23 protein-coding genes are annotated in these 22,068 nt (G+C 68.4%); 14 read left to right on the top strand and 9 right to left on the bottom strand.

Annotated elements, in window-relative coordinates; all coding sequences use genetic code 11:
- Nucleotides 1-95 precede the first annotated feature (95 nt).
- Complete coding sequence (locus tag CFB50_RS32185; RefSeq protein ID WP_089448580.1) at nucleotides 96-788, bottom strand: phosphatase PAP2 family protein; 693 nt, start codon at nucleotides 786-788, stop codon at nucleotides 96-98.
- A 430-nt stretch (nucleotides 789-1,218) separates the two neighbouring features.
- On the bottom strand, nucleotides 1,219-2,451 hold the full coding sequence (locus tag CFB50_RS32180) for an MFS transporter (protein ID WP_089448579.1): 1,233 nt from the start codon (nucleotides 2,449-2,451) through the stop codon (nucleotides 1,219-1,221).
- A gap of 101 nt (nucleotides 2,452-2,552) precedes the next feature.
- Between CFB50_RS32180 and CFB50_RS32175 the strand changes: the two genes are divergently transcribed.
- Nucleotides 2,553-3,536 (top strand): LysR family transcriptional regulator, encoded by a 984-nt coding sequence (locus tag CFB50_RS32175; RefSeq protein ID WP_089448578.1) that lies wholly within the window; start codon nucleotides 2,553-2,555, stop codon nucleotides 3,534-3,536.
- 46 nt (nucleotides 3,537-3,582) lie between these two features.
- Here the strand turns inward: CFB50_RS32175 and CFB50_RS32170 are convergent, their stop codons facing one another.
- The gene (locus CFB50_RS32170) at nucleotides 3,583-4,221 is read right to left on the bottom strand and encodes a 2-hydroxychromene-2-carboxylate isomerase (protein ID WP_069252662.1); all 639 of its coding nucleotides are present in this window, start codon (nucleotides 4,219-4,221) and stop codon (nucleotides 3,583-3,585) included.
- 138 nt (nucleotides 4,222-4,359) lie between these two features.
- Nucleotides 4,360-5,181, bottom strand: coding sequence for an IclR family transcriptional regulator (locus CFB50_RS32165; protein ID WP_089448577.1), 822 nt, complete (start codon nucleotides 5,179-5,181; stop codon nucleotides 4,360-4,362).
- Between the two features lie 173 nt (nucleotides 5,182-5,354).
- On the opposite strand from CFB50_RS32165, the gene CFB50_RS32160 reads away from it, so the two are divergent.
- The 4 genes from CFB50_RS32160 (at nucleotide 5,355) to CFB50_RS32145 (ending at nucleotide 10,140) form a co-directional block, all read left to right on the top strand.
- On the top strand, nucleotides 5,355-6,341 hold the full coding sequence (locus CFB50_RS32160; RefSeq protein ID WP_089448576.1) for a hydroxymethylglutaryl-CoA lyase: 987 nt from the start codon (nucleotides 5,355-5,357) through the stop codon (nucleotides 6,339-6,341).
- The gene (locus CFB50_RS32155; protein ID WP_089448575.1) at nucleotides 6,338-7,618 is read left to right on the top strand and encodes a CaiB/BaiF CoA transferase family protein; all 1,281 of its coding nucleotides are present in this window, start codon (nucleotides 6,338-6,340) and stop codon (nucleotides 7,616-7,618) included. Before CFB50_RS32160 ends, CFB50_RS32155 begins: the two co-directional genes overlap by 4 nt.
- Nucleotides 7,619-7,700: 82 nt before the next feature.
- A complete protein-coding gene (locus tag CFB50_RS32150; protein ID WP_089448574.1) occupies nucleotides 7,701-9,008 on the top strand; it encodes an MFS transporter in 1,308 nt (435 codons plus the stop codon).
- A gap of 1 nt (nucleotide 9,009) precedes the next feature.
- Nucleotides 9,010-10,140 (top strand): amidohydrolase family protein, encoded by a 1,131-nt coding sequence (locus CFB50_RS32145; protein WP_089448573.1) that lies wholly within the window; start codon nucleotides 9,010-9,012, stop codon nucleotides 10,138-10,140.
- Nucleotides 10,141-10,168: 28 nt separating this feature from the next.
- On the opposite strand, the gene CFB50_RS32140 is transcribed toward CFB50_RS32145, so the two are convergent.
- The 3 genes from CFB50_RS32140 to CFB50_RS32130 all read right to left on the bottom strand — a co-directional run bounded on the left by CFB50_RS32140 (nucleotide 10,169) and on the right by CFB50_RS32130 (nucleotide 11,592).
- On the bottom strand, nucleotides 10,169-10,645 hold the full coding sequence (locus CFB50_RS32140; RefSeq protein ID WP_089448717.1) for an SRPBCC family protein: 477 nt from the start codon (nucleotides 10,643-10,645) through the stop codon (nucleotides 10,169-10,171).
- Nucleotides 10,646-10,769: 124 nt separating this feature from the next.
- Entirely contained in the window at nucleotides 10,770-11,255 is a 486-nt protein-coding gene (locus CFB50_RS32135) for an SRPBCC family protein (RefSeq protein ID WP_089448572.1), read from the bottom strand.
- Nucleotides 11,227-11,592 carry an ArsR/SmtB family transcription factor gene (locus tag CFB50_RS32130; RefSeq protein ID WP_089448571.1) on the bottom strand — a complete coding sequence of 122 codons (366 nt, stop codon included), beginning with the start codon at nucleotides 11,590-11,592 and terminating at the stop codon, nucleotides 11,227-11,229. The genes CFB50_RS32135 and CFB50_RS32130 overlap by 29 nt, the downstream gene beginning before the upstream one ends.
- A 204-nt stretch (nucleotides 11,593-11,796) precedes the next feature.
- Between CFB50_RS32130 and CFB50_RS32125 the strand changes: the two genes are divergently transcribed.
- The 3 genes from CFB50_RS32125 to CFB50_RS32115 all read left to right on the top strand — a co-directional run bounded on the left by CFB50_RS32125 (nucleotide 11,797) and on the right by CFB50_RS32115 (nucleotide 14,006).
- Nucleotides 11,797-12,327, top strand: coding sequence for a GNAT family N-acetyltransferase (locus CFB50_RS32125; RefSeq protein WP_089448570.1), 531 nt, complete (start codon nucleotides 11,797-11,799; stop codon nucleotides 12,325-12,327).
- A gap of 11 nt (nucleotides 12,328-12,338) precedes the next feature.
- Complete coding sequence (locus CFB50_RS32120) at nucleotides 12,339-13,124, top strand: YhfC family intramembrane metalloprotease (protein ID WP_089448569.1); 786 nt, start codon at nucleotides 12,339-12,341, stop codon at nucleotides 13,122-13,124.
- A 303-nt stretch (nucleotides 13,125-13,427) separates the two neighbouring features.
- Nucleotides 13,428-14,006 carry a hypothetical protein gene (locus tag CFB50_RS32115; RefSeq protein WP_069252651.1) on the top strand — a complete coding sequence of 193 codons (579 nt, stop codon included), beginning with the start codon at nucleotides 13,428-13,430 and terminating at the stop codon, nucleotides 14,004-14,006.
- Between the two features lie 84 nt (nucleotides 14,007-14,090).
- Here CFB50_RS32115 and CFB50_RS32110 read toward each other — a convergent pair whose 3' ends face one another.
- Entirely contained in the window at nucleotides 14,091-14,675 is a 585-nt protein-coding gene (locus CFB50_RS32110; RefSeq protein WP_089448568.1) for a TetR/AcrR family transcriptional regulator, read from the bottom strand.
- A 341-nt stretch (nucleotides 14,676-15,016) separates the two neighbouring features.
- On the opposite strand from CFB50_RS32110, the gene CFB50_RS32105 reads away from it, so the two are divergent.
- On the top strand, nucleotides 15,017-15,721 hold the full coding sequence (locus CFB50_RS32105; protein WP_047851292.1) for an SDR family oxidoreductase: 705 nt from the start codon (nucleotides 15,017-15,019) through the stop codon (nucleotides 15,719-15,721).
- A 64-nt stretch (nucleotides 15,722-15,785) separates the two neighbouring features.
- Here CFB50_RS32105 and fabV read toward each other — a convergent pair whose 3' ends face one another.
- Nucleotides 15,786-16,988 (bottom strand): enoyl-ACP reductase FabV, encoded by a 1,203-nt coding sequence (gene fabV, locus CFB50_RS32100; RefSeq protein ID WP_089448567.1) that lies wholly within the window; start codon nucleotides 16,986-16,988, stop codon nucleotides 15,786-15,788.
- 160 nt (nucleotides 16,989-17,148) lie between these two features.
- Between fabV and CFB50_RS32095 the strand changes: the two genes are divergently transcribed.
- The 5 genes from CFB50_RS32095 (at nucleotide 17,149) to CFB50_RS32075 (ending at nucleotide 22,014) form a co-directional block, all read left to right on the top strand.
- Nucleotides 17,149-17,682: a GbsR/MarR family transcriptional regulator gene (locus CFB50_RS32095; RefSeq protein WP_006480371.1), complete on the top strand. Its 534-nt coding sequence runs from the start codon at nucleotides 17,149-17,151 to the stop codon at nucleotides 17,680-17,682.
- Nucleotides 17,683-17,770: 88 nt separating this feature from the next.
- Nucleotides 17,771-19,078, top strand: coding sequence for an SDR family oxidoreductase (locus CFB50_RS32090; RefSeq protein WP_089448566.1), 1,308 nt, complete (start codon nucleotides 17,771-17,773; stop codon nucleotides 19,076-19,078).
- On the top strand, nucleotides 19,075-19,545 hold the full coding sequence (locus CFB50_RS32085) for a DUF2269 family protein (protein WP_069252647.1): 471 nt from the start codon (nucleotides 19,075-19,077) through the stop codon (nucleotides 19,543-19,545). Before CFB50_RS32090 ends, CFB50_RS32085 begins: the two co-directional genes overlap by 4 nt.
- Nucleotides 19,546-19,645: 100 nt before the next feature.
- Nucleotides 19,646-20,518 (top strand): thiol-disulfide oxidoreductase DCC family protein, encoded by an 873-nt coding sequence (locus CFB50_RS32080; protein WP_089448565.1) that lies wholly within the window; start codon nucleotides 19,646-19,648, stop codon nucleotides 20,516-20,518.
- Entirely contained in the window at nucleotides 20,515-22,014 is a 1,500-nt protein-coding gene (locus tag CFB50_RS32075) for a TIGR01777 family oxidoreductase (RefSeq protein WP_089448564.1), read from the top strand. Before CFB50_RS32080 ends, CFB50_RS32075 begins: the two co-directional genes overlap by 4 nt.
- Nucleotides 22,015-22,068 lie beyond the last annotated feature (54 nt).

Below are 22,068 nucleotides of genomic sequence, written 5' to 3'. Positions count from 1 at the left end.
GGCGACGCGCGGCGCGCCGCCACTGCGCATGGCCGGCAACGCGTGCCGGGGCGGCGGCGGAACGTGAGCAGCGGCAGCATCGCGGCGTCTCCCCGTCACATCGTGTGGGTGGCCGACTGCGCGAGCGTCAGCAGTTCGTCGAACTGCGTGATCAGCTCGAAGCACAGCAGGAACGCGAGCGTATAGGCCGGCGCGGGGAAGCGCTCGATCATCGCGAGCACCTGCGGCGCGAAGCGCGAGCGGATCGCATCGCGCGTCAGCAGCCACGCGAGCGCGATGCCGATTGCGGCGCCCGCGATCAGGTCGGTCGGATAGTGAAAGCCGAGATACGCGCGCGGCACGCAGATGAACACGACCGCATACACCAGTGCCAACACACCGACGCGGCGCGCAATGATGAAGATGCCGGTGGCGATCGCCATCCACAGCATCGCGTGATCGCTCGGAAACGAACTCCATGCCTGCAGTGTGGCTGCGCGGAGTCCCGCCGACGGAAAGTGCAGGTGCAGGTCGGGGTTGTAGATCGGCCGCACGCGGAACGGCAGCACCTGCGCGAGCAGCCGGCCGATCGCGAGCGCGATGAGCCCGCTCGCGATCGTCGCGACGACCAGCTCGCGCTGCCGCTCGCGGTTCGGGCCCGGCTGGAACCACAGCCAGCACAGCACGGGAATGAGCACGAAGCCCTTGAACGTGTACAGGCCCGCGATCACGCGGATCGCGTGATTCATCAGCGGGCCGAACGTGATGTGGGTGAGGAAGGTCTGGATCGTGGTGTCGAAATCATTCATGTTCTGTGCGACCCGGGCGAACGCTCAGTGCATGACATGCGGCCGGCAGGATCGGAAAGCGCGCTCGTACCGGAGCGCAACGGGGGGCAAGTATGTCACCCGTTATTTCGAAGAAAATGCGAAAAAATACCGGGAATCCCCTGATAAAACGGGGCTGCGCGGTGGGGCCGGATGGCCGGGCGCCACGTGGCGGGGCGCATCGAATCGTCCGACGTTTTCGCGTCGACGCGCACGGCCGCCGGAAAAATAATCGGTTGAACTGGACATTCGTTCGAGCGGGTGCGGACCTTGCGCGGGATGGGGGCTTTTCCTGCCGAATGCGCACGAATCTGCCAGGCTGCGCCGCGTCATGCGTGCGCCGATCGAAAATAAAAGAAAAGGCGGGCAAGCCCGTGTGGGCCTGCCCGCCAGATGGGTGCGACGCGGAAACTCAGCGGCGCCAGATCCGCACGGCGAGCGCGGCGAGCGACGTCACGACGGCCAGCCCGGTCACCGCATTCCAGCCCAGTTGCGCGAGCAATACACTGCCGATCGCGGCGCCGGCCGCCATCCCGATGAACATGCCGACGAACAGCACGGCGTTGAGGCGGCTGCGCGACGCCGGGTCGATCCGGTAGACGATTGCCTGGTGCGCGATCAGCGTGGCCTGCACGCCGAGATCGAAGCCGATCGTCGCGACCGCGAGCAGCGCGAGCTGGGCATGCGCCGACATCAACGGTGCGGCGGCCATCGACGCGAACGACACCGTCGCGATGCCGATGCCGATGCGTGTGACGCGCTCGGGACCGTGATGGTCGGCCAGGCGCCCGGCAATCGGCGCGGCCAGTGCACCCGCTGCACCTGCGAGGCCGAACGCGCCGGCGGCTGCGCTGCCGAGGTGGAACGGCGCGCCGTGCAGCATCACCGCGAGCGTCGACCAGAACGCGCTGAACCCGATGGCCAGCAGCCCCTGCGCGAGCGCGGCGCGGCGCAGTGCCGGATGCTGGCGCCACAGCGCGCCGAGCGACCCGATCAGTGCGCGATACGGCAGGCGCGTGGTCGGCTCGAAGTGCGGCAACCCGCGTGCGGCCACGACGCCGATCACGGCGACGCTGGCGGCCGCGAGCGCGAACATCGCGCGCCAGCCGGCCGTTTCGGCGACGAATCCGGCCACGACCCGCGACAGCAGGATGCCGAGCAGCAGCCCCGTCATCACCGTGCCGACTATGCGGCCGCGATGCGCGTCGTGCGCGAGCGTCGCGGCGGCCGGCACGACGTCCTGCGCCATCGTCGCCGCGAGGCCGATCGCGAAGCTCGCCGCGAGCAGCAGCCCGAGCGACGGTGCGATGGCGGCGAGCAGCAACGCGACGACCAGCGTCGCGGCCTTGGTCACGATCACGCGGCGGCGGTCGAAGCGGTCGCCGAGCGGCGCGAGCAGCAGGATGCCGAGCGCATAGCCGAGCTGCGTGAGCGTCGGCACGAAGCCGATCGCGCGTGCCGACGCGCCGAGATCGGGCCCGAGCGCGCCGAGCATCGGCTGCGCGTAGTAGAGCGGCGCGACCGCAAGGCCGGCGGCGGCCGCGAGCAGCAGCACGAGCCGGCGATCGGGCATCGAATGCTCGGCCGGGTGGGCCGGGGCATGTGCGGCGCGGGGCGCGGCATCGAGACGGGACGGAGTGGACATGGCGTGCATCCTGGGTGCGATGAAGGAATGGACGCGAGTGTGGCGGCATGCGGCCGGCCACGGTAGTGCCGTCCTGCGCAGATTTGTTATACGCTCCACGCATGACCGAAAAATCTCCCTTTTCTCCCGCTGCAGGCGGGTCTCCGCGCATTCATGCCGTGCCGGTGGACGGCGCCGGCTATCGTTTCGAGCTGATGGAAACCTTCGTGCGCATAGTCGAAGCCGGCAGCCTGTCGGCCGCGGCCGCGCAACTGCATACGTCGCAGCCGACGATCAGCCGGCGGCTGCAGGCGCTCGAACGCTCGCTCGGCATGCGGCTGCTGCAGCGAACCACGCACACGATGCGGCTGACCGTCGACGGCGAGCGCTGCTTCAAGCGCGCGAAGGAACTGCTGGCGAACTGGGCGGCGTTCGAAGCCGATCTGCGCGGCGCGCAGGAGGAGCCTGACGGGCTGTTGCGGGTCGCGGTGCCGCACGCGTTCGGGCAGGAGCGTTTCGTCGAGCCGCTCGCGCAGTTCCTGCGCGACTATCCGCGCGTGTCGGTCGAGTGGTTGCTGCAGGACGAGGTGCGGGATTTCGTCGGCAGCGGCATCGATTGCGCGATCCAGGTGGGTGAGCCGACCGATCCGGCCGTGGTCGCGATCCGGCTCTCGAAGGTGCCGCGCTTCGTGGTCGCCGCGCCGTCCGTGCTGAACGGCGCCGACGTGCCGGCCGACCCCGATGCGCTGGCCGAGTTGCCGTGGCTCGCGCTGCGCACGTACTACCGCACGGAGCTGGCGCTCACGCATTCGGTCACGGGCGAGACGCGGCGCATCGCGATTCGCCCGCGCATCACGACCGCGAACCTGTACGCGCTGCGCAGTGCGGCGCTGCTGGGGGTGGGTGCGTGCGTCGGCTCGTCATGGATGCTGGCCGACGACCTCGCGCGCGGCGAACTGGTGCACCTCGCGCCCGAGTGGCAGGCCGCGCCGCTGCCCGTCTACCTGACCTACCCGCATGCGCAGTTCTATCCGTCGCGGCTCGTGCGGTTCGCCGCGATGATGCGCGAGGCCGTGCCGGGGCTCGTCGAAGGGCGCGATACCTGACCTCCGACGCGGGATGTGCCGCGAGCGCCGGGCGGCTACGGTGTCGTCAGCCGCGCCGGATCCCTTCGGGCAGTGCGCTGATGCGGCGTACCTCGGGCGAATCGAGCCATGCGCGCGACGTCGCGCAGTCGGCGAACATGTCGGTCGCATCCTCGCCCCAGAACAGGTCGCCGTCGAGTGCGAAGGTCGGCACGCCGAATACGCCGTGCGCGATCGCATCGTCGGTGTTCGCACGCAGCGCGTCCTTCACCGGCTGGGCGTCGACGGCCGTCACGCCTTCCGGAAAACCGACCGCTTCGCACAGCGCGGCGAAGCCTTCCGGCGTCGACACGTCGTTGCCGTCGCGCCAGATATGCCGAAAGATTCGTTGAATCGCGTCGAGTGAATTGCCCATCGCGATCGCGAGACGCAGCGGCTTGATCGGATTGAACGGGTGCGCGGGCGGCATCCGGAACGGAATGCCGAGCTTGTCCGCGCGATATTGCGCGTGGCGATAGGTGAAGACGCGTTTCGCCGCGATCTCGGCTGGCGCTTTCTGGCCCCAGTGCGTGAGTAGTGCGCCGAGCACGATGGGCTTCGGCTCGAACGCGGCGGCGGCCGGCAACCGGTCGAATTGCTCCTGCTGCAGGTAGGCGAACGGCGAAACGAAATCGAAATACCAGGTGGCGGTGCGCGCGGCGTTCATGGTGGCAGCCCTCAAGCGTGTCCGGTTGGCGGGGGCTCGCGCGGCACGCCCGCAGGCGGCGCGCGATGCATGCATCGGCGGCCAGTGTCGCACGCGGCCGCCTTTTGCGGTGTTGCGTGGCCAGGCGCTCGCCGCCGGTTACGACGCCGCGTCGTCGTGGTCGGCTGGCGATGCGAGCCGCGCGAGGCTGTCGCGCACGGCCGCCGCGTCGTAGCGTGCGCCTGAGCCGCCGAGCGCCACGGTCGCCTTCTGCGCGAGCGGCAACAGCATCGCGAGCGCCGCCGCCATGGCCGGTGCGTCGGCGAGCCGTGATTTCGGGCCCGATACGGTCAGCGCGCCGACACACTCGCCGGCTGCGCCGAACACGGGCGCGGATGCCGACGCCGTCTCGGGGTCGCGCTCGCCGTACGACGCGGCCCACAGCTGTTCGCGCACCTCCTGCCATTGCGCATCCTGCGTGTCGGTGAACGCCAGCAGCACCTTCCCGGACGCGCCCTGGCGCACCGGAAACTCTTCGCCGACACGAATCGACACGCGCACCGCACGGGCGGGCTCGACCCGGTACAGCACCGAGCGCATGTCGCCCTGGCGCACGTAGAACGACGCCGTTTCACCGAGTTCGCGGCTCAGCGTCTCGAGCAGCGGCTCGACCACCGGGCCGACCCGGAACGAACGCTGATACAGCGCGGCGAGCCGCAGCGGCTCGTGTCCGATCGCGTACTGGCCGTCGTCGAGCTTGCGCATGAAGCCGCCGTGTTCGAGCGCCGTAAGCAGGCGCAGGATTGTGCTCTTGTACAGCCCGGTGCGGCGCGACAGCTCCGCGAGCGACAGCCGGTCGTCGGTCTGCCCGAACGCACGGAGGATCGCGAACGCGCGATCGAGAACGGCGACGCCGCTGGACGCTTCTTCGACCGGCGAATCGGGTTCGCCGCCAGCGTGATCGGTTTGAGTCTTGGGCACTGCCAGCTTCCTTCCGAGGATGATCGATCGACTATATCGTTCTGTCTGGCAGAACTCAAGTTCCAAAAAAACGCAATTTTCCCGGGTATACCCCGCTTACAGTCCATTTGGCGCACGCATAGAGTTCTATCAAACAGAACGATGTTCTTTCAGATAGAACGATGGAGTGTCAAATGAGCGTTTCCGAATATCCGAAGGTGCTGGTCAGCGAGGTCGGGCCGCGCGACGGCCTGCAGAGCATCCAGGCCGTGATGCCGACGGCCGGCAAGCTGCGCTGGATCACCGCGCTGGCCGCGGCTGGCCTGCGCGAGATCGAGGTCGGGTCGTTCGTGCCGGCCAGGCTGTTGCCGCAGATGGCCGATGTGCGCGAAGTCGTCGCGCACGCGCTGGCGATTCCCGGGCTGCACGTCGCCGCGCTCGCGCCGAACCTGCGCGGCGCCGAGGGCGCATTCGAGGCTGGCGTGCACAAGCTGACGCTGCCGGTTTCGGTGACGGAAGCGCATTCGCTGGCGAACATCCGCAAGACGCCCGCGCAGATGATCGACGAGGTGCGTGCGATCGTCGCGTTGCGCGATGCGCGGTTTCCGTCGGTGCAGATCGAGGCGGGCGTGTCGGTCGCGTTCGGCTGCACGATCGCGGGCGCCGTCAGCGACGACGAGACGATCGCGATGGCAGTGGCGATGGCCGAATGCGGCGTCGACGAGATCGGGCTGTCCGATACGAGCGGCTATGCGAATCCGGCGCAGGTGCGCCGGCTGTTCGTGCGCCTTCAGCGCGAAGTCGGCGACAAGGCCGGTGGCGCGCATTTCCACAACACCCGCGGGCAGGGGCTCGCGAACGCCGTCGCGGCGCTCGACGCGGGCGTGACGACGATCGACGCGAGCCAGGGCGGCCTCGGCGGTTGTCCGTATGCGCCGGGCGCGACCGGCAACATCGTCACCGAGGATCTCGTGTTCCTGCTCGAGTCGATGGGATTCGACACGGGTATCGACGTCGACGCGCTGCTCGCCGCGCGCGCGATCCTGCACGCGGCGCTGCCGGCCGAGGCGTTGTACGGCCATGTGCCGGACGCCGGGTTGCCGAAGGGCTTTCGTTATGCGGACGGCCGCTCTCCGACCGCGGTGCAACCGGAAGGATGCCTGACAGGAGTGGCGCAATGAACGACCACCAACCGGCTTCGGCGCTGCCGTATGCAGGCACGCGCGTGATCGAGATGACGCACATGGTGATGGGCCCGACCTGCGGGATGCTGCTCGCGGATCTCGGCGCGGAGGTCATCAAGATCGAACCGATCGCGGGCGACAGCACGCGCGCGCTGCGCGGTTCCGGCGCGGGTTTCTTCGGCATGTTCAACCGCAACAAGAAGAGCCTTGCCGTCGACGTGAAGGATCCGCGCGGGCTGGAGATCGTGCTGCGGCTCGTCGCGACGGCGGACGTCTTCAGCGAGAACTTCAAGAGCGGCACGATGGACCGGATCGGCCTCGGCTATCCGGCGCTGCATTCGCTGAATCCGAGCCTCGTGTACGTGTCGCACAAGGGCTTCCTGCCGGGGCCGTACGAGCATCGCACCGCGCTCGACGAGGTCGTGCAGATGATGGGCGGCCTCGCGTACATGACGGGCCCGGAAGGGCGGCCGCTGCGCGCGGGCGCGAGCGTGAACGACATCATGGGCGGCATGTTCGGCGCGATCGGCGCGATGGCCGCGCTCGCGCAGCGCGAACGCACCGGCCGCGGCCAGCAGGTGCAGAGCTCGCTGTTCGAGAACAACGTGTTCCTCGTCGCGCAGCACATGATGCAGTTCGCGGTGACCGGGCAGGCCGCATCGCCGATGCCGAGCCGGATTTCCGCGTGGGCCGTCTACGACGTGTTTTCAGTCAAGGATAACGAACAGATCTTTCTCGCGGTCGTATCGGACACGCAGTGGGCGCTGTTCTGCGACGCATTCGGCCTGGCTGCGCTGAAGGACGATCCGCGCCTCGCGACCAACAACCTGCGCGTGCAGGCGCGCGAGTGGCTGCTGCCCGAATTGCGCGCGCGGCTCGCGCCGCATTCGGCCGCGGAGATCGGCGCGATCTTCGAATCGAACGGACTGCCGTACGCGCCGATCACGAAACCGCAGGACCTGTTCGACGACCCGCACCTGCTCGCCACGGGCGGCCTCGAGGCCGTGACGCTGCCGGCCGACGCGAGCAGCGCCGGGCGGCCGGTCGACACGCGCACCGCGCTGTTGCCGCTGACGCTTGCCGGCGAACGCCTGCGGCTGCGGACGGCACCGCCCGCACTCGGCCAGGACACGCGCGCGCTGCTCGGCGAGCTCGGCTATACGCCGGACGACGCGCGTGCGCTGATCGAAGCCGGTGTCGTCGCGGGGCAGCATGGCGCAGACGATGCTGCGCCAGGCAGCGCGCCGTCACCGAACGAACTGGCGAGCGCGTAGCGCGGCCGAGATCCACCGAACGAACAAAGGCGTCCCGGCCGTGCCACGCACGGGCGCGGCCGCCCCATCCACGGAGACAACCATGACATCCGCTTCCCCGGTACTGGCCGACGATCGCGACACCGACGCGTCGATCGAGCAACGGGCCGTGCGCAAGGCCGCGTGGCGCTTCATCCCGCTGCTCGCGCTCGCGTACTTCTTCAACTACCTGGACCGCACGAGCGTCGGGTTCGCGGCGCTCACGATGAACCGCGATCTCGGGCTGACCGCGACGCAGTTCGGCTGGGGCGCGGGGATCATGTTCGCCGGCTACTGCGTGTTCGAGGTACCGAGCAATCTCGCGCTGTACCGTTTCGGCGCGCGCCGCTGGCTCGCCCGCATCATGATCACGTGGGGGCTGATGGCGGCCGCGACCGCGCTGGCGACCGGGCCGACCAGCTTCTATGCGATCCGGCTGCTGCTCGGCATCGGCGAAGCCGGATTCTTTCCGGGCGTGATCTTCTTCCTCGCCGTGTGGTTTCCGGCGAGCTACCGCACGCGCGTGCTGGCGTGGTTCACCGTGTCGACGCCGCTGTCGTCGCTGATCGGCGGTCCGTTGTCGACATGGCTACTGCAGCTCGACGGTGCGCTCGGGCTTGCCGGATGGAAATGGATGTTCATCGTCGAAGGGCTGCCGGCGTGCGCGCTCGGTTTTCTCGTGCTGAAGCTGCTGTCCGATTCGCCGGCGCATGCCGCGTGGCTGTCCGACGACGAGCGTGCGGCGCTGCAGCGTGCGTTCGAGCGCGACGGCGCGGCCGCCGGCCGCAAGAAGCGCTTCGGCGTCGCGCTGCGCGACGTGCGCGTGTACCTGCTCGCGCTGATCTCGTTCGGCTTCACGATGGGTTCCTACGGGATCGGCATCTGGCTGCCGCAGATGCTGAAGGCGCACGGCATGTCGACGATGCAGACGGGCTGGCTGTCCGCGGTGCCGTACTTCTTCGCGACCATCGCGCTGCTGTGGTGGGCGAAGCGCGTGGACCGGCGCGGCGGCCCGGTGGCGAACCTGGCGATCGGACTGTTCATCGGCGCGGTGGCGCTCGGCGTGTCGACGCACTTCCTGACGCTCGGGCCGGCACTCGTCGGCATCACGCTCGCGCTGATCGGCACGATCGCCGGCCGCACGATCTTCTACACGCTGCCCTCGCGCTTCCTGTCCGGCCAGGCCGCGGCCGGCGGGCTCGCGCTGATCAACTCGATCGGCGCGCTCGGCGGCTTCGCGGGCCCGTATCTCGTCGGTTACCTGAAGGACAGCTTCGGCACCTTTACCGCCGGCATGCTCGGCCTCGCGATCGTGCTGGCGATCACGACGCTGCTCACGCTGTCGCTTTATGCGTTCGACCGGAACGAATGACATGGATACGACGATGTCGATCAAGCGACGCCGGCTGCTCGGTGCGGCCGCCGCATCGCTCGCGCTGCCCGCGTTCACCGGAGCGCGCGCGGCCACCCAGGAAGGAGTTTCCCGCATGACGACGCAAAGCAACTATCTCGCGGTCCGCCCCGACTGGCTCGCGTCGGCGCTCGAACCCGCGCTCGAGCCCGACCTGCCGATCGTCGACGCGCATCATCATTTCTATGAACGGCCGGGCTGGATCTACCTGCTCGACGACTATCTGCAGGATGCGCGCTCGGGCCACAACATCCAGGCGTCCGTCTACATGCAGGCGCAGACGCGCTATCGCGATTCGGGGCCTGCCGAACTGAAACCGGTGGGCGAGACGGCCTACGTCGCGGGCGTGACCGAGCCGCTGCAGCACGGCCCGGTGGCGGTCGCGAAAGGCATCGTCGGCCACGCGGACCTGCGTCTCGGCGAACGCGTGCGCGAGGTGCTCGAAGCGCATCTCGAAGCCGGTCGCGGGCGCTTCCGCGGGGTTCGTCACCTGACGACATGGGACGCCGATCCGACGCTCGCCAATCCGCTGTCGGCGGTGCCGCGCGGGCTGCTGCTCGATCCCGCGTACCGGGCGGGCGTCGCGCAGCTCGCGCCGCTCGGGCTTTCGTATGACGCGTGGCTGTTCTTTCCGCAGCTGCCCGAACTGTTCGAGCTGGCGAAGGCGAACCCCGATACGCGCGTCATCGTCAATCACTGCGGCGGTGTCGTGCGGATCGCCAGTTATGCCGACAAGCGGCCGGAGGTGTTCGAGCGCTGGTCGGCGTCGATGCGCACGCTCGCGCAACTGCCGAACGTGTACGTGAAGGTTGGCGGCCTCGGGATGCGCATCAACGGTTTCGATTTCGAGAAGGGCGAGCGGCCGCCGTCTTCCGCGCAGCTCGCCGACACGTGGAAGCCGTGGATGATGACCTGCATCGACGCGTTCGGCCCCGGGCGTTGCATGTTCGAGAGCAATTTCCCGGTCGACAAGGGCTCGTATTCGTTCGTGAACGGCTGGAATGCGTTCAAGCGGCTGACCGCGCAGGCGAGCCCGGACGAGCGCGACGCGCTGTTTCGCGGCACGGTCACGCACGCTTACCGGCTCGGCTGACGCGCGCCGCGGCGGGCCCGGCCCTTGCTCACCCGGCCTCCACCAGCGCCGCGAGCCGCGCCAGCGCCATCTGCCAGCCGGTCTCGTTGTCGGCGGCCGGGACGCCGGGCGGCACCCCGTCGTGCACGGCGTCCACGCGCGTGCCACCCGCTTCGTCGGACAGCGTGATCGTGATCGTCATTGCGCCGCGCATCATCGGGTCGTCGGTCTCGAACACGTCGATCTCGACGATCTGCTCGTCCGGCACGAGCGTGACGAAGCGGCCGTGATAGGTATCGGTGCGCGGTGTGGTCTTGCCGGTGCCGGCCGACGGCGCGTCATAGCTCAGCGATACCCGCAGCGCACCGCCTTCGCGGGTGTCGTACGCATGCACGCGGCACGTCATGCCGTCGGGCACCTTCCATTGTTCGACCGCGTGGGGATCGAGGAGCGCGCGGTAGACGCGGCCGCGCGGGGCGTTCAGGTGCCGGCTGACCCGGGTCGAATGCGTGTGCGTGTGCAACATGTTGCCTCCCGCGGAGCGCGCGCGACGGTGCACGCCGGCGGCCGGCGTGTCGTCAGGCTTCCTTCAGGAATCCTAGGCGCGCGAGAGGCGGCATGCAATGACCACACATGCGGCCGCGGTCGGATCAGCGCAGCGCGGCCGCGAAGGTGTCGAGCTGCGTGATGCAGGTGTTCCAGCCCTCGAAGAAGCCGAGCGCTTCGTGGCGTTCGCGCGTGGAGGCGTCCGGATGCATCACGCGCGCCTCGTAGCGGCTGCCCGCATCGTCGTCGGCCATCGTGATGATCGCGGTGAAGCCCATCCACGGCGTCTGCGGCCGCCAGCCGCCCGTGAGCATCGACGTGAACGCGATGCGCGATTCCGGCACGATGTCGAGGAAGCAGCCGGGGTTGTCGCTGGTGCCGCCATCGGGGCCGCGCATGTATGTGTGGAAGGCGCCGCCAGGCCGCAGGTCGAACGCGCGCACTTCGGTGGTCCACGGTTTCGGGCACCACCATTCCTTCAGCAGTTCGGGGTCGGTCCATGCACGCCACAGCGCGTGGCGCGGCGCACGCAGCGTGCGCGTGATGACGAGATCGTGGGCTTCAACGGGGTCGACGGGGCTTGCTGACATCGTGCTCCTCCTGGTGACGGCGTTCGACGAATTCGACGAGACGATCGGATCGGGCTCCCCACAGCGCGCGCTGCGCGGCGAGCCATGCCTCGGCTTCGGTCAGCCGGCTGCCGACCAGCGTGCAGGTGCGCGAGCGGCCGGCTTTCCGGGTCCGGACCAGACCGCTGCGCTCGAGTACGGCGACATGCTTCATGAACGACGGCAGCGCCATGTCGAACGGTTCGGCCAGCGCGGAGACGGTCCGTTCGCCGTGGCCGAGCGCGCTGACGATCGCGCAGCGCGTCGGATCGGCGAGGGCGTGGAAAACGTCGCTGATGCCGGGTTGAAAGTTAGCCATGCGGCTAAGTATAGGAGAGGCGAACGGCGATGCAACGGAATTTTTCGTCGCGTAGGATGATGGGGCGGTAACACGCGCAGACCGGGTGCGGCGTTGCCGCGCGCCTGCCGCCGTTGCGCGAGCCGCGACGGCCGGCCGGTGTTCCTTCCCATCCGGACGCACGCCGAACCCGCGTGTGCGGCCCAACTGACTACCGGAGTTGGCATGACCGAATCCGTGACCGTCCGCCGCGTCGACGCGGGCGAAGCGAAGCGCTGTGTCGAAGCACTGGCCGACGTGCTGATCGATTGCGTCGAGGGCGGCGCGTCCGTCAGCTTCATGTTGCCGATCGAGCGGCCGACCGCCGTCGCGTTCTGGACGAAGGTCGCCGACGGCGTCGCGAACGGCGAGCGCATCCTGCTCGTTGCCGAGGACGCGGCCGGCCGGATCGTCGGCACCGTGCAGGTCGTGACCGCGCAGCCCGAGAACCAGCCGCATCGCGCCGATATCTCGAAGATGCTCGTGTCGCGGCGTGCGCGCCGGCAGGGGATTGCCGCGCGGCTGATGGCGGCGGCCGATGCGGCCGCGCGCGACGCGGGCAAGACCGTGCTCGTGCTCGATACCGTGACGGGCGGCGACGCGGAGCGGCTGTACGAGCGGGCCGGCTGGCAGCGTGTCGGTGTCGTGCCGAACTACGCGCTGATGCCCGACGGCACGCTCTGCGCGACGACGTATTTCCACAAGCAACTCGCGTAACGGCATTCGTCATGCATCCCGTCGCCCCGGCGCTCCTGTGTCTCACACTCGCAGCGGGTGTCGTGGCGCTGATCGCGCCGGTGTTGCTCGCGGCCGCGTGGCGGCGCCGCACGCAGGTGCCGTTGCGGGTGTTTTCCTACGGCATGCTGACCTTTCTCGTGTTCCAGCCGGTGCTGCGCCTGTCGTGGCAGGTGCCGTTGTTCCACTGGCTCGGGAACGATCCCCGCTGGCACCTGCCGATGCTCGTGTTCGCGGCGCTGACGGCCGGGCTCTTCGAGGAGTGCGGGCGCTGGGTCGCTTTCCGGTATCTGCTGCCGAAGCGACATGATGCGCCGACGGCCGTGATGCTCGGGCTCGGGCACGGCGGACTGGAAGCAATGCTGCTGGTCGGCGTCGGATTCATCGCGCTCGGTACCGGCTACCTGCTCGCGCGAGCGGGCGTCGTGGTGCCTGAAGGTGCGCAGTCGCTGATCGGGTCGCAGTTCTCGGGCATGACACTCGCGTGGCCGTTTCTCGCGCTGTTCGAGCGCGCGAGTGCCATGGCCGCGCATGTGGGGCTGTCGCTGATCGTGCTGCAGACGTTTGTCCGTGGCACGAAGCGCTGGCTCGCGTATGCGATCGCGTTTCATTTCCTGCTCGACCTCGCCGTCGTGCTGCTGACGCGGTACTGGCATGTCGATACCGTGCTGGTCGAGGCGCTCCTGTTCGTGTGCAGTGTCGCGCTTTTGTGGCTGGGTCTGCGCTGGAGCCGCCGGATGACGGGTGCCGGCGAGGCCAGCACGGGGCATGTTGCCTGATTGGCAAGGCTCGTTTCAGCCATGTGCGGCGGGGTTCGGCCGTCGGATGGCTGGCGCCTCTCCCGTTAGCCGCCGGCTGGCGAGGCTCAAGGCCATGCGGGCCATCAGGTCGCAAAAGGTTTGTCTTTCGACGAAACGGCAGATCGCAATGGCAAGCGCCGGAACGTCTCCCTGATCGCGACGAGCGCAGGCTGGCGGCCGGGCTCCGTCCGGGAATCAAGCAGGGCCGGAGACATCTCCAGTCCGATATATTCACGCAGGAAGACTTCAGCAGAACGAGAACGCCCCGGAACCACCGCCCCGATGAAACGCTCCCATGTCGCTTTTGCCCTCACGGGCCTGCTCGTCGCGCTGCCGATTGCCGCGTATGCGCTCGTCAAGCCGTTGCGCGTCGTCGCGCCCGCGCTGGTCCCCGGTGTGTCGTGTCCGAGCGCCGATATCTGCACGGACGATGCCGCGAAGCTCGGCGACGCGCAGCAGCTCTATCGCGACGGCTATGCGCGCGCGGCGGCGGCCGTCGGTGCATTCCAGGCGGCGCCGCGCGTCGTGTTCTGCTCGACGCGGGCGTGCGCCGATGCGTTCGGCCTCGGCCAGCGCGCGGCGCTGACGCTCGGGAATTTCGGCGTGGTCGTCGCACCGCGCGGCTGGCAGACCTATTTTCTCGCGCACGAGCTGATCCATCACCGGCAGGCCGAAGTGCTCGGCAACCTGGCCGTCGCGACCAGGCCGCGCTGGCTGATCGAAGGGATGGCGTATTCGCTCAGCGACGATCCGCGCCACCCGCTGGCGGAGCCGTTCGAAGCGTGGCGCACGCGTTTTGCCGCCTGGAATGCGGCGCGCGGTGCACAGCCGCTGTGGGATGCCGCACGCGCGGTCGAATAGAGCGGCAAGACGCCGAAACGTCGGCGCGCACGTCGACCCACCCACACACAGCGCAAGCCGACCCGTACCGACGTCATGGCACGGCTACGCCGGCGTGCCCGGATCGTCGCGCCCGGCGGTGAGTGTCTCCCGCCCGGCGGCGAGGATCTCGTCGGCCAGCGCCGGATCGGTGCCGGCGATCGCGCGCGACAACACGAGCGCGCCGACCATCTGGCTGAACACCGCGACCGCATCGCGACGCGTCTGCGCCGGCGTCGCGCCTTCCGTGGCCACCATCCGTTCGAGCCGATCGAGATACGTTGCGAGGCCGTGCGCATAGCACGCACGCGCCGCGTCGGTCAGGCGCGGCGCATCGCCGGCGAAACCGGACAGCGGGCATCCGGCCTCGACGTTGTCGCGATGCGCGGCCGACAGATACAACGCCACCTGCGCGTCGAGACTGCCGGCATTCGGCGAATCCGCGCGGTCCTGCATCGCCTTTTCCATTACCTCGGCGACCAGCGCGTCCTTCGACTTGAAGTGGTTGTAGAAGCCGCCCTGCGTGAAGCCGGCCTCCTTCATCAGTTCCGTGAGCCCGACCGCGTCGACGCCGCGCGCGCGGAACAGCCGCTCGGCGGCCGCGACGATCGCGCTCCGGTTCTCGGCAGCCTGCTGTCTTGACACGCCCATCGATCCCTCCCTGATTTTGTCGATCGCGTCGATTGGAAAACACAATGGCGATCACCATTGACATGCCCGGGGCGCGAGAACACAATGCACCGCAAAGACAATGGTGATCGACATTGACATTTAGTGTAGCCGACTTGGCGGCGGGTGCAAAGTCGCTGCCGGGACACCGGATGGCAATCGGTCGGGGTCTTGGGCGCCGCCCGGTCACGGGCAGCGGGCGGCTCGCCGTCTGCCGGCGGCGGCGTCACGGTTCGGTAAGCAAGGGCAGGCTGGTTTTCCACCGGATCTCACGCGCGCGGCGAGCCGGCGCGCATGCGATTCATCATGCGAAAGGAACGAACATGAAGATCGAAGGTGCAGTGGTGTTCATCACGGGCGCGAACCGCGGGCTCGGGCTCGAGTTCGCGAAGCAGGCGCTCGCGAGAGGGGCGCGCAAGGTCTATGCGGCGGCGCGCGATCCGGCCACCGTGACGCTGCCGGGCGTCGTGCCGGTGAAGCTCGACGTGACCGATCCGGCGGCCGTCGCCGCGGCGGCCGATGCCGCACGCGACGTCACGCTGCTGATCAACAACGCGGGCATCGCGCGGCTCGGCAGCCTGACGGACGATGGCGCGCCCGACGCGCTACGCGATCACTTCGAAACCAACGTGTTCGGGATGCTGGCGATGTCGCGCGCGTTCGCGGGCATCCTCGCCGGCCATGGCGGCGGCGCGATCCTGAACATCCTGTCCGTCGCGAGCTGGGTGAACCGGCCGATCCTGTCGGGCTACGGCGTGTCGAAATCGGCGGCGTGGGCGCTGACCAACGGGCTGCGCCATTCGCTGCGCGAGCAGCACACGCAGGTCGTCGGGCTGCATGCCGGCTTCATCGATACCGACCTGACGGCCGGCCTCGACGTGCCGAAGGCGACGCCGGCCGACGTCGTGCGCCAGGCGTACGAAGCGATCGAAGCGGGGGAAGAAGAGGTGTCGACCGACGAATTCACGCGGCAGGTGAAGGCCACGTTGTCGTCGGGCGTTTATCTGGAAGAACCGGCGCCGCGTTGACGTCGCCGGTATCTCGAACCTGCCACCCGCGCTGCTCGGGCAGCGTGGGTGGCGGGCCGTACCGTCAGACGGTGGTGTCGATGATGCCCGGGATCTTCACGTCCGGGTTCACGTCCGCGTCGTAGTCGACGCCGGCGATCTCGAAGCCGAACAACCGCAGGAAGTCGGTCTTGTAGCCGGTGAAGTCAGTCAGCTCGTACAGGTTCTCGTTCGTCACGTGGTTCCACTGCGCGACGACCTTCGCCTGAACTTGCGGATCGAGTTCGTTGTAGTCCGCGCGCAGGCGGCCTTCTTCGTCGACGTGCGGCGTCGCGCCGTACAGGCTGTCCTTGAACAGGCCGTACACCTGCTCGATGCAGCCTTCGTGCGTGCCGGTTTCCTTCATCGTCTTGAACAGCAGCGACAGGTACAACGGCATCATCGGGATGGCCGAGCTGGCCTGCGTGACGACCGCCTTCAGCACCGACACGCGCGCGTCGCCGCCGTGCGCGGCCAGCTTGTCGCGGATCGACAGCACTTTCTTGTCGAGATCCTTCTTTGCTTCGCCGATCGAGCCGTTCCAGTAAATGTCGTGCGTGATCTGCTCGCCGAGATACGTGAACGCGGTGGTCTTCGCGCCGTCGGCCAGCACGCCGGCTTCATCGAGCGCGTCGATCCACATCTGCCAGTCCTCGCCGCCCATCACGGCGACGGTGCCGTCGATCTCTTCCTGCGTCGCCGGTTCCAGCGTGACGTCGCGGATCACTTCCTTGTCGGTGTCGAGGCCGCGGAACGTGACCGTCTTGCCGATCGGCTTGAGCGTCGAGCTGATGGTTTCGCCCGTCTTCGGATGCGTGCGGCGCGGTGCCGCGAGGCTGTAGACGACGAGATCGACCTTGCCGAGATCCTGCTTGATGGTGTCGATCGTGACCTGCTTCACCTTGTCGGAGAATGCGTCGCCGTTGATGCTGCGCGCATAGCGCCCCTTTTCGGCGGCGAATTTCTCGAACGCGGCGCTGTTGTACCAGCCGGCCGTGCCCGGCTTCGTCTCGGTGCCGGCACGCTCGAAGAACACGCCGAGCGTGTCCGCGTCCGAGCCGAAGGCGGCCGAGATCCGGGCGGCGAGGCCGTAGCCGGTCGACGCGCCGATCACGAGCACCTTTTTCGGGCCGTTGGCGATCGGGCCGTGCGAAGTCACGTAGTCGATCTGTTCCTTGACGTTGGCTTCGCAGCCGACCGGATGAGTCGTCACGCAGATGAAGCCACGCACGCGCGGTTTGATGATCATGGGAACCTCTAGTCAGAAAGGCTGGGACGGCCTGAATTCGGGAAAATCCCGCGCATTGTAAAGGAAGCGGCCGATCGCGGGCGGGCGCCGCCGGAACCGGGCGGATCGTCCGGTTATTTCTCTCTTGACAGAAATAACTGAAATGCCTAAATTTCACGTCATGGAACTCACACCGATTGCCGAACGATTCATTCTCCACTGGGGCGAAATGGGCTCGCGGTGGGGCGTCAACCGCACCGTCTCACAGATCCACGCGCTGCTCTATCTGGCCGGCCGGCCGGTCGCGGCCGACGAGATCGCCGAGACGCTCAACGTGGCACGCTCCAACGTCAGCACGAGCCTGAAGGAGCTTCAGGCGTGGCGGTTGGCGAAAGTCGTGCACGTGCTGGGCGACCGCCGCGACCACTTCGAGACGTCGACCGACATCTGGGAACTGTTCAAGCTGATCGTCGAAGGGCGGCGGCAGCGCGAGATCGAGCCGACGCTCACGGTGCTGCGCGACTGCCTGACGAATCCCGAGATCGCGAACGAGAGCCGCGAGACCGAGCAGCGCATCCGCGACACGCTGCAGTTCGTCGAGACGCTCACGACCTGGTCGGACGAGATGCTACGGTTGAAGCCCGATACGCTGATGAAGGCGCTCGGCATCGGCGCGAAGATCAGCCAGACGGTCAGGCGCAAGCCGTCGAAGTAAGCAGGACACGCAGTGCGGGCAGCCAGCCCGCTTTTTTTGGAGTGGTTATTTCTGTCCATACAGAAATAACTGTAAATAGAGGATGAAAATGGACACCGTCTTGCCGTCGACCCGCCCGCATCGCCGCACCGGGGCGCGCAGCATGACCGTTCTCGTGTGCGGTGCGAACGGCTTCATCGGGCGGGCACTGTGCGCGCAGCTCGAAGCCGGCGGCCATCGCGTGCTGCGCGGCGTGCGTCAGGCGGCCGGCCCGTCCGACGTCGCGATCGACTTCGCGAAGGACGTCGACCCGGACGCGTGGCTCGCGCGGCTGCAAGGCGTCGACGTGGTGATCAATGCGGTCGGCATCCTTGCCGATCAGCGCGGCGCGACGCTCGACGCCGTGCATCGCGCCGCGCCGTGCGCGCTCTTCACCGCGTGCTGCCGCGCCGGCGTGCGGCGCGTGATCCAGATCTCGGCGCTCGGCGTCGAGCGTGGCGATACGCGCTACTTCGCGAGCAAGTCCGCGGCCGACCGTTTCCTGCAGACGCTGCCGATCGACTTCCGGATCGTGCGTCCCGCGCTCGTCTACGGCACGGACGGCGCGTCGGCGCGCTTTTTCCGGATGCTCGCGAGCCTGCCGGTGCAGGTCCTGCCGGCGGGCGGCCATCAGCGGCTGCGCCCCGTGCACGTCGACGATCTCGCCGAAGTCGTCGCGCGGTGCGTCGATGCGCCGGCGGGCGACCACCCGGTGATCGACGTGGTGGGCACCGACGAAGTCGAATACCGCGAGATGCTGGCCCGCTACCGCGCCGCGCTGGGGTTTCCGCCGGCCGCTCGCATTGCATTGCCGGGGCCGCTGGCCGGTGTGGCGGCCGTGCTGCTCGGCACGCTGCCGGGCGCGATCTTCACGCGTGACACGTGGACGATGCTGCGTGGCGGGAACACCGGCGATCCGGCCGCCGCCACGGCGATGCTCGGCCGGCCGCCGCGCGGGATCGACGGCTTCATCGGCGCGGAAGCCGCCGCGTTGCGTCGCGACGCGCTCGCGATGTGGCGTCGTCCGCTGCTGCTGGGTGCGCTGGCGATCGTGTGGGTCTGGACGGCCATCGCCAGCGCGTTCATCCATCCGCTGCATGCGAGCCTCGCGCTGCTTGCGCCTGCGCACCTGACGGGGCTGCCCGCGCGGATCGCGCTCTATGCGGCCAGCGCGCTGGACTTCGCGTTCGGCGTCGCGACCGTCGTCGCGCCGTCGCGCCGCCTGTGGGCTGCGCAAGCCGCGCTGATCGTCGCGTATTCGGCGGTCATCGCGGTCACGATGCCGGGCCTGCTCGCCGAACCGTTCGGCCCCGTGCTCAAGAACGTGCCGATTCTCGCGATCCTGTTGATCCTTTTTTCAGAAGAAGAACAATCATGAACACCTATCTCGTCATCAAGGCGCTTCACATCCTGTCCTCGGTGCTGCTGGTCGGCACGGGGTTCGGCACCGCGTTCTACCTGTTCTTCGCGAACCGCACGCGCTCGGTGCCCGCGATCGCGGCCGTGTCGCGCCTCGTGGTGCGCGCGGACTGGTGGTTCACGACGCCGGCCGTGATCTTCCAGCCGGCATCGGGGCTGTGGCTCGCGCACACGGCCGGCTGGCCGTGGGATACGCCGTGGCTCGTCGCGTCGATCGTGCTGTATGCGGTCGCCGGCGCGTGCTGGCTGCCGGTCGTGTGGCTGCAGGTCGAACTGGCCGCGATGGCGAAGCTCGCTCATGCGAATGGCGATGCCGCGTTGCCCGAGCGGTACTGGCTCTACGCGAAGCGCTGGGAACTGCTCGGCTATCCGGCGTTCTTCGCGATGCTGACCGTCTACTTCCTGATGGTCCTCAAGCCGATGTAATTGCGTTGCCGCCGCTGCGCAGAAGCGGCGTTGTAGCACAGCGGAGAGCAGTCGACCGATTCATGACGCATGCGGCGGGTAATAAGAAGGAATACGAATCATGGAATCAAGTGAACTGGTGCTGTACTTCGACGGACGATGTCCGTTATGCGTGGCGGAGATCGAGCGTCTCGGGGCCCGCGACGCGCGACACCGGCTGGCCTTCGTCGATATCGCCGCGCCGGGTTTCGATCCCGCGCCGCTGGGCGTCGACCTGCCCGCGCTGAATCGCGAGCTGCACGCGCGCCTGCCCGACGGACGCATGCTGACCGGCGTGGACAGCATCCTGGCCGCCCATGCGCTGACCGGCCGCCGCTGGCTCGTCCGGCTGCTTCGCGTGCCGGTCGTGCGCCGTGCGCTGGCGCCGCTGTATCGCCGCTTCGCGCGCAACCGGCATGCGGTATCGCGCTGGCTCGGCTATCGCGCCAAAGCGCCGTGCGATGGGGCGGCGTGCGGTAGCGGTCGCGACCGTACCGCCGCACCCACGGCACATCGTCCGGCGGGTGACGCTGCGCGACGCAACGTCGTGACCTGGATGTACGGCGCCGCGATCGCACACCTGCTCGTCGGCATCGCCATTCCTTGGGTTGCCGGCGCGCCGTGGCTCGATGCGTATCACCGCGTCATCGAACAGCATTTCTGGGCCGGAACGGCACCCGAACCGGCGCGTGCGCAGCAGATCTGGTGGATGTCGCTGATGGGCGCGACGGTGCAATGCGCGTCGGTCTGGATGCTGGCGCTCGTGCATCTCGGCAACAGGTTGCGCCGTCGGGAAGTGTGGGGATGGCTGCTGGCCGGCCTGTTGATCTGGGCGCCGCAGGACATGCTGTTTTCATTGCTGGCCCATGTATCGGGCCACGTGGCGATCGACGCGGCGGCACTCGTCGCGATGGTGCCGCCGCTTGTCTGGCTTTGGAGGAGGGACACCGTATGAACACCTTGCCCGCTTTCGACTGGGCGCTCAACCTGCTGATCGTGCAGGGTGCGATGGGCGCATTCGATACGCTTTATCACCACGAACTCACGCAGGATCTGCCGCACAGCCCGGGCGCGCGGCTCGAGCTGGCGATTCACGCGGTGCGCTCCGTGCTTTACGGTCTCGTATTCGCATCGATCGCGAACGTCGCCTTTCACGGTGCGTGGGTCGCGGCCCTCGCGGCGGTGGTCGTCGTCGAGGTGGTGCTGACGTTGTGGGATTTCATCGTCGAGGACCAGAGCCGCAAATTGCCGGCGACCGAACGCGTGCTGCACACGCTGCTGGCCGTCAACGGTGGCGCGCTGTTCGGAATGATCGCGATGCAGCTGGCCGCGTGGGCGCACGAGCCGACCGCGCTGCAGGCGCTCGATCTCGGCTGGCGCGGCTGGGTGCTGAGCCTCTTTGCCGTCGGCGTAACGGTCTCGGGAATCCGCGACGGAATCGCGGCCTGCCGGATCGCGCGACGCGCGCCGGTTGCCAATCCGTTCGCGGGGCAGCCGCCGGGGAACGTGCTCGTCACCGGCGGGACCGGCTTCATCGGCGAAACCCTCGTGAACCAGCTGCTCGATGCGGGGCATGCGGTCACGTTGCTGGCCCGCGATCCGCTGCGCGCGGCGTATCAGTTTCACGGCCGCGTGCGTAGCATCACGTCGGTCGAACAGCTGCAGCCGCACGAGCGTTTCGACACGGTCATCAATCTCGCGGGCGCGCCGGTGCTCGGTGCACGCTGGAGCAAGCGCCGGCAGGCGGTGCTGCTCGCGAGCCGCGTCGGCGTCACGGAATCGCTGATGCGCTGGGTCGAGACCGCCGAGGTCAAGCCGCGCACGTGGATCCAGGCATCGGCGATCGGTTACTACGGCGTGCGCCCTGGCGACCAGCGGCTCGACGAAGGCAGCAGCGCCGGCACCGGCTTCATGTCCGAGCTGTGCCGGCGGTGGGAGCAGTCCGCGCAGCCGCTCGAACGCCATGGCGTTCGTTCGGTGGTGCTGCGGCTGGGTGTGGTGTTCGGCCCCGGCGGCGCGCTGCGCCCGATGCTGTTGCCGCACTACTTCGGGATGGGCGGGCGCTTCGGCGACGGCACGCAGGTGGTGAGCTGGATCCACCGGGACGACGTGCTGCGGATCATCGCGCGTGCGATGGCGAACCCGGGCATGCACGGCGTCTACAACGCGGTCGCGCCCGCGCCGCTGACCCAGCGCGAGTTCGTGCAGGTCGTGTCGAAGGTGCTGCATCGTCCGGCCTGGCTGCGCGTGCCGGCCGCGCCGCTGCGTATCGCAATGGGCGAGATGGCCGAGCTGCTGCTGGACGGCCAGCGGGTGATGCCGGCGCGGCTGCATCAGGACGGATTCATGTTCCGGTTCCCGACGGCCGAGCATGCGCTGCGTGACCTGACGAATCGTCCGCATGCGGATTTTCCGCGTACGGCCTGTCGTTTGCGCCGAGGTCGTGTATAAATTCGACGTGAACGCATTCGGGACCTGTCGTGCGTCCCGGGTGCTCCGCATCCG

This window comes from Burkholderia sp. AU33423 (assembly GCF_002223135.1).
GTDB classification, from domain to species: Bacteria; Pseudomonadota; Gammaproteobacteria; order Burkholderiales; family Burkholderiaceae; genus Burkholderia; species Burkholderia lata_D.
The sequence above is the reverse complement of the archived record's forward strand: the minus strand, read 5'-3'. Positions and strand labels throughout refer to the sequence as shown.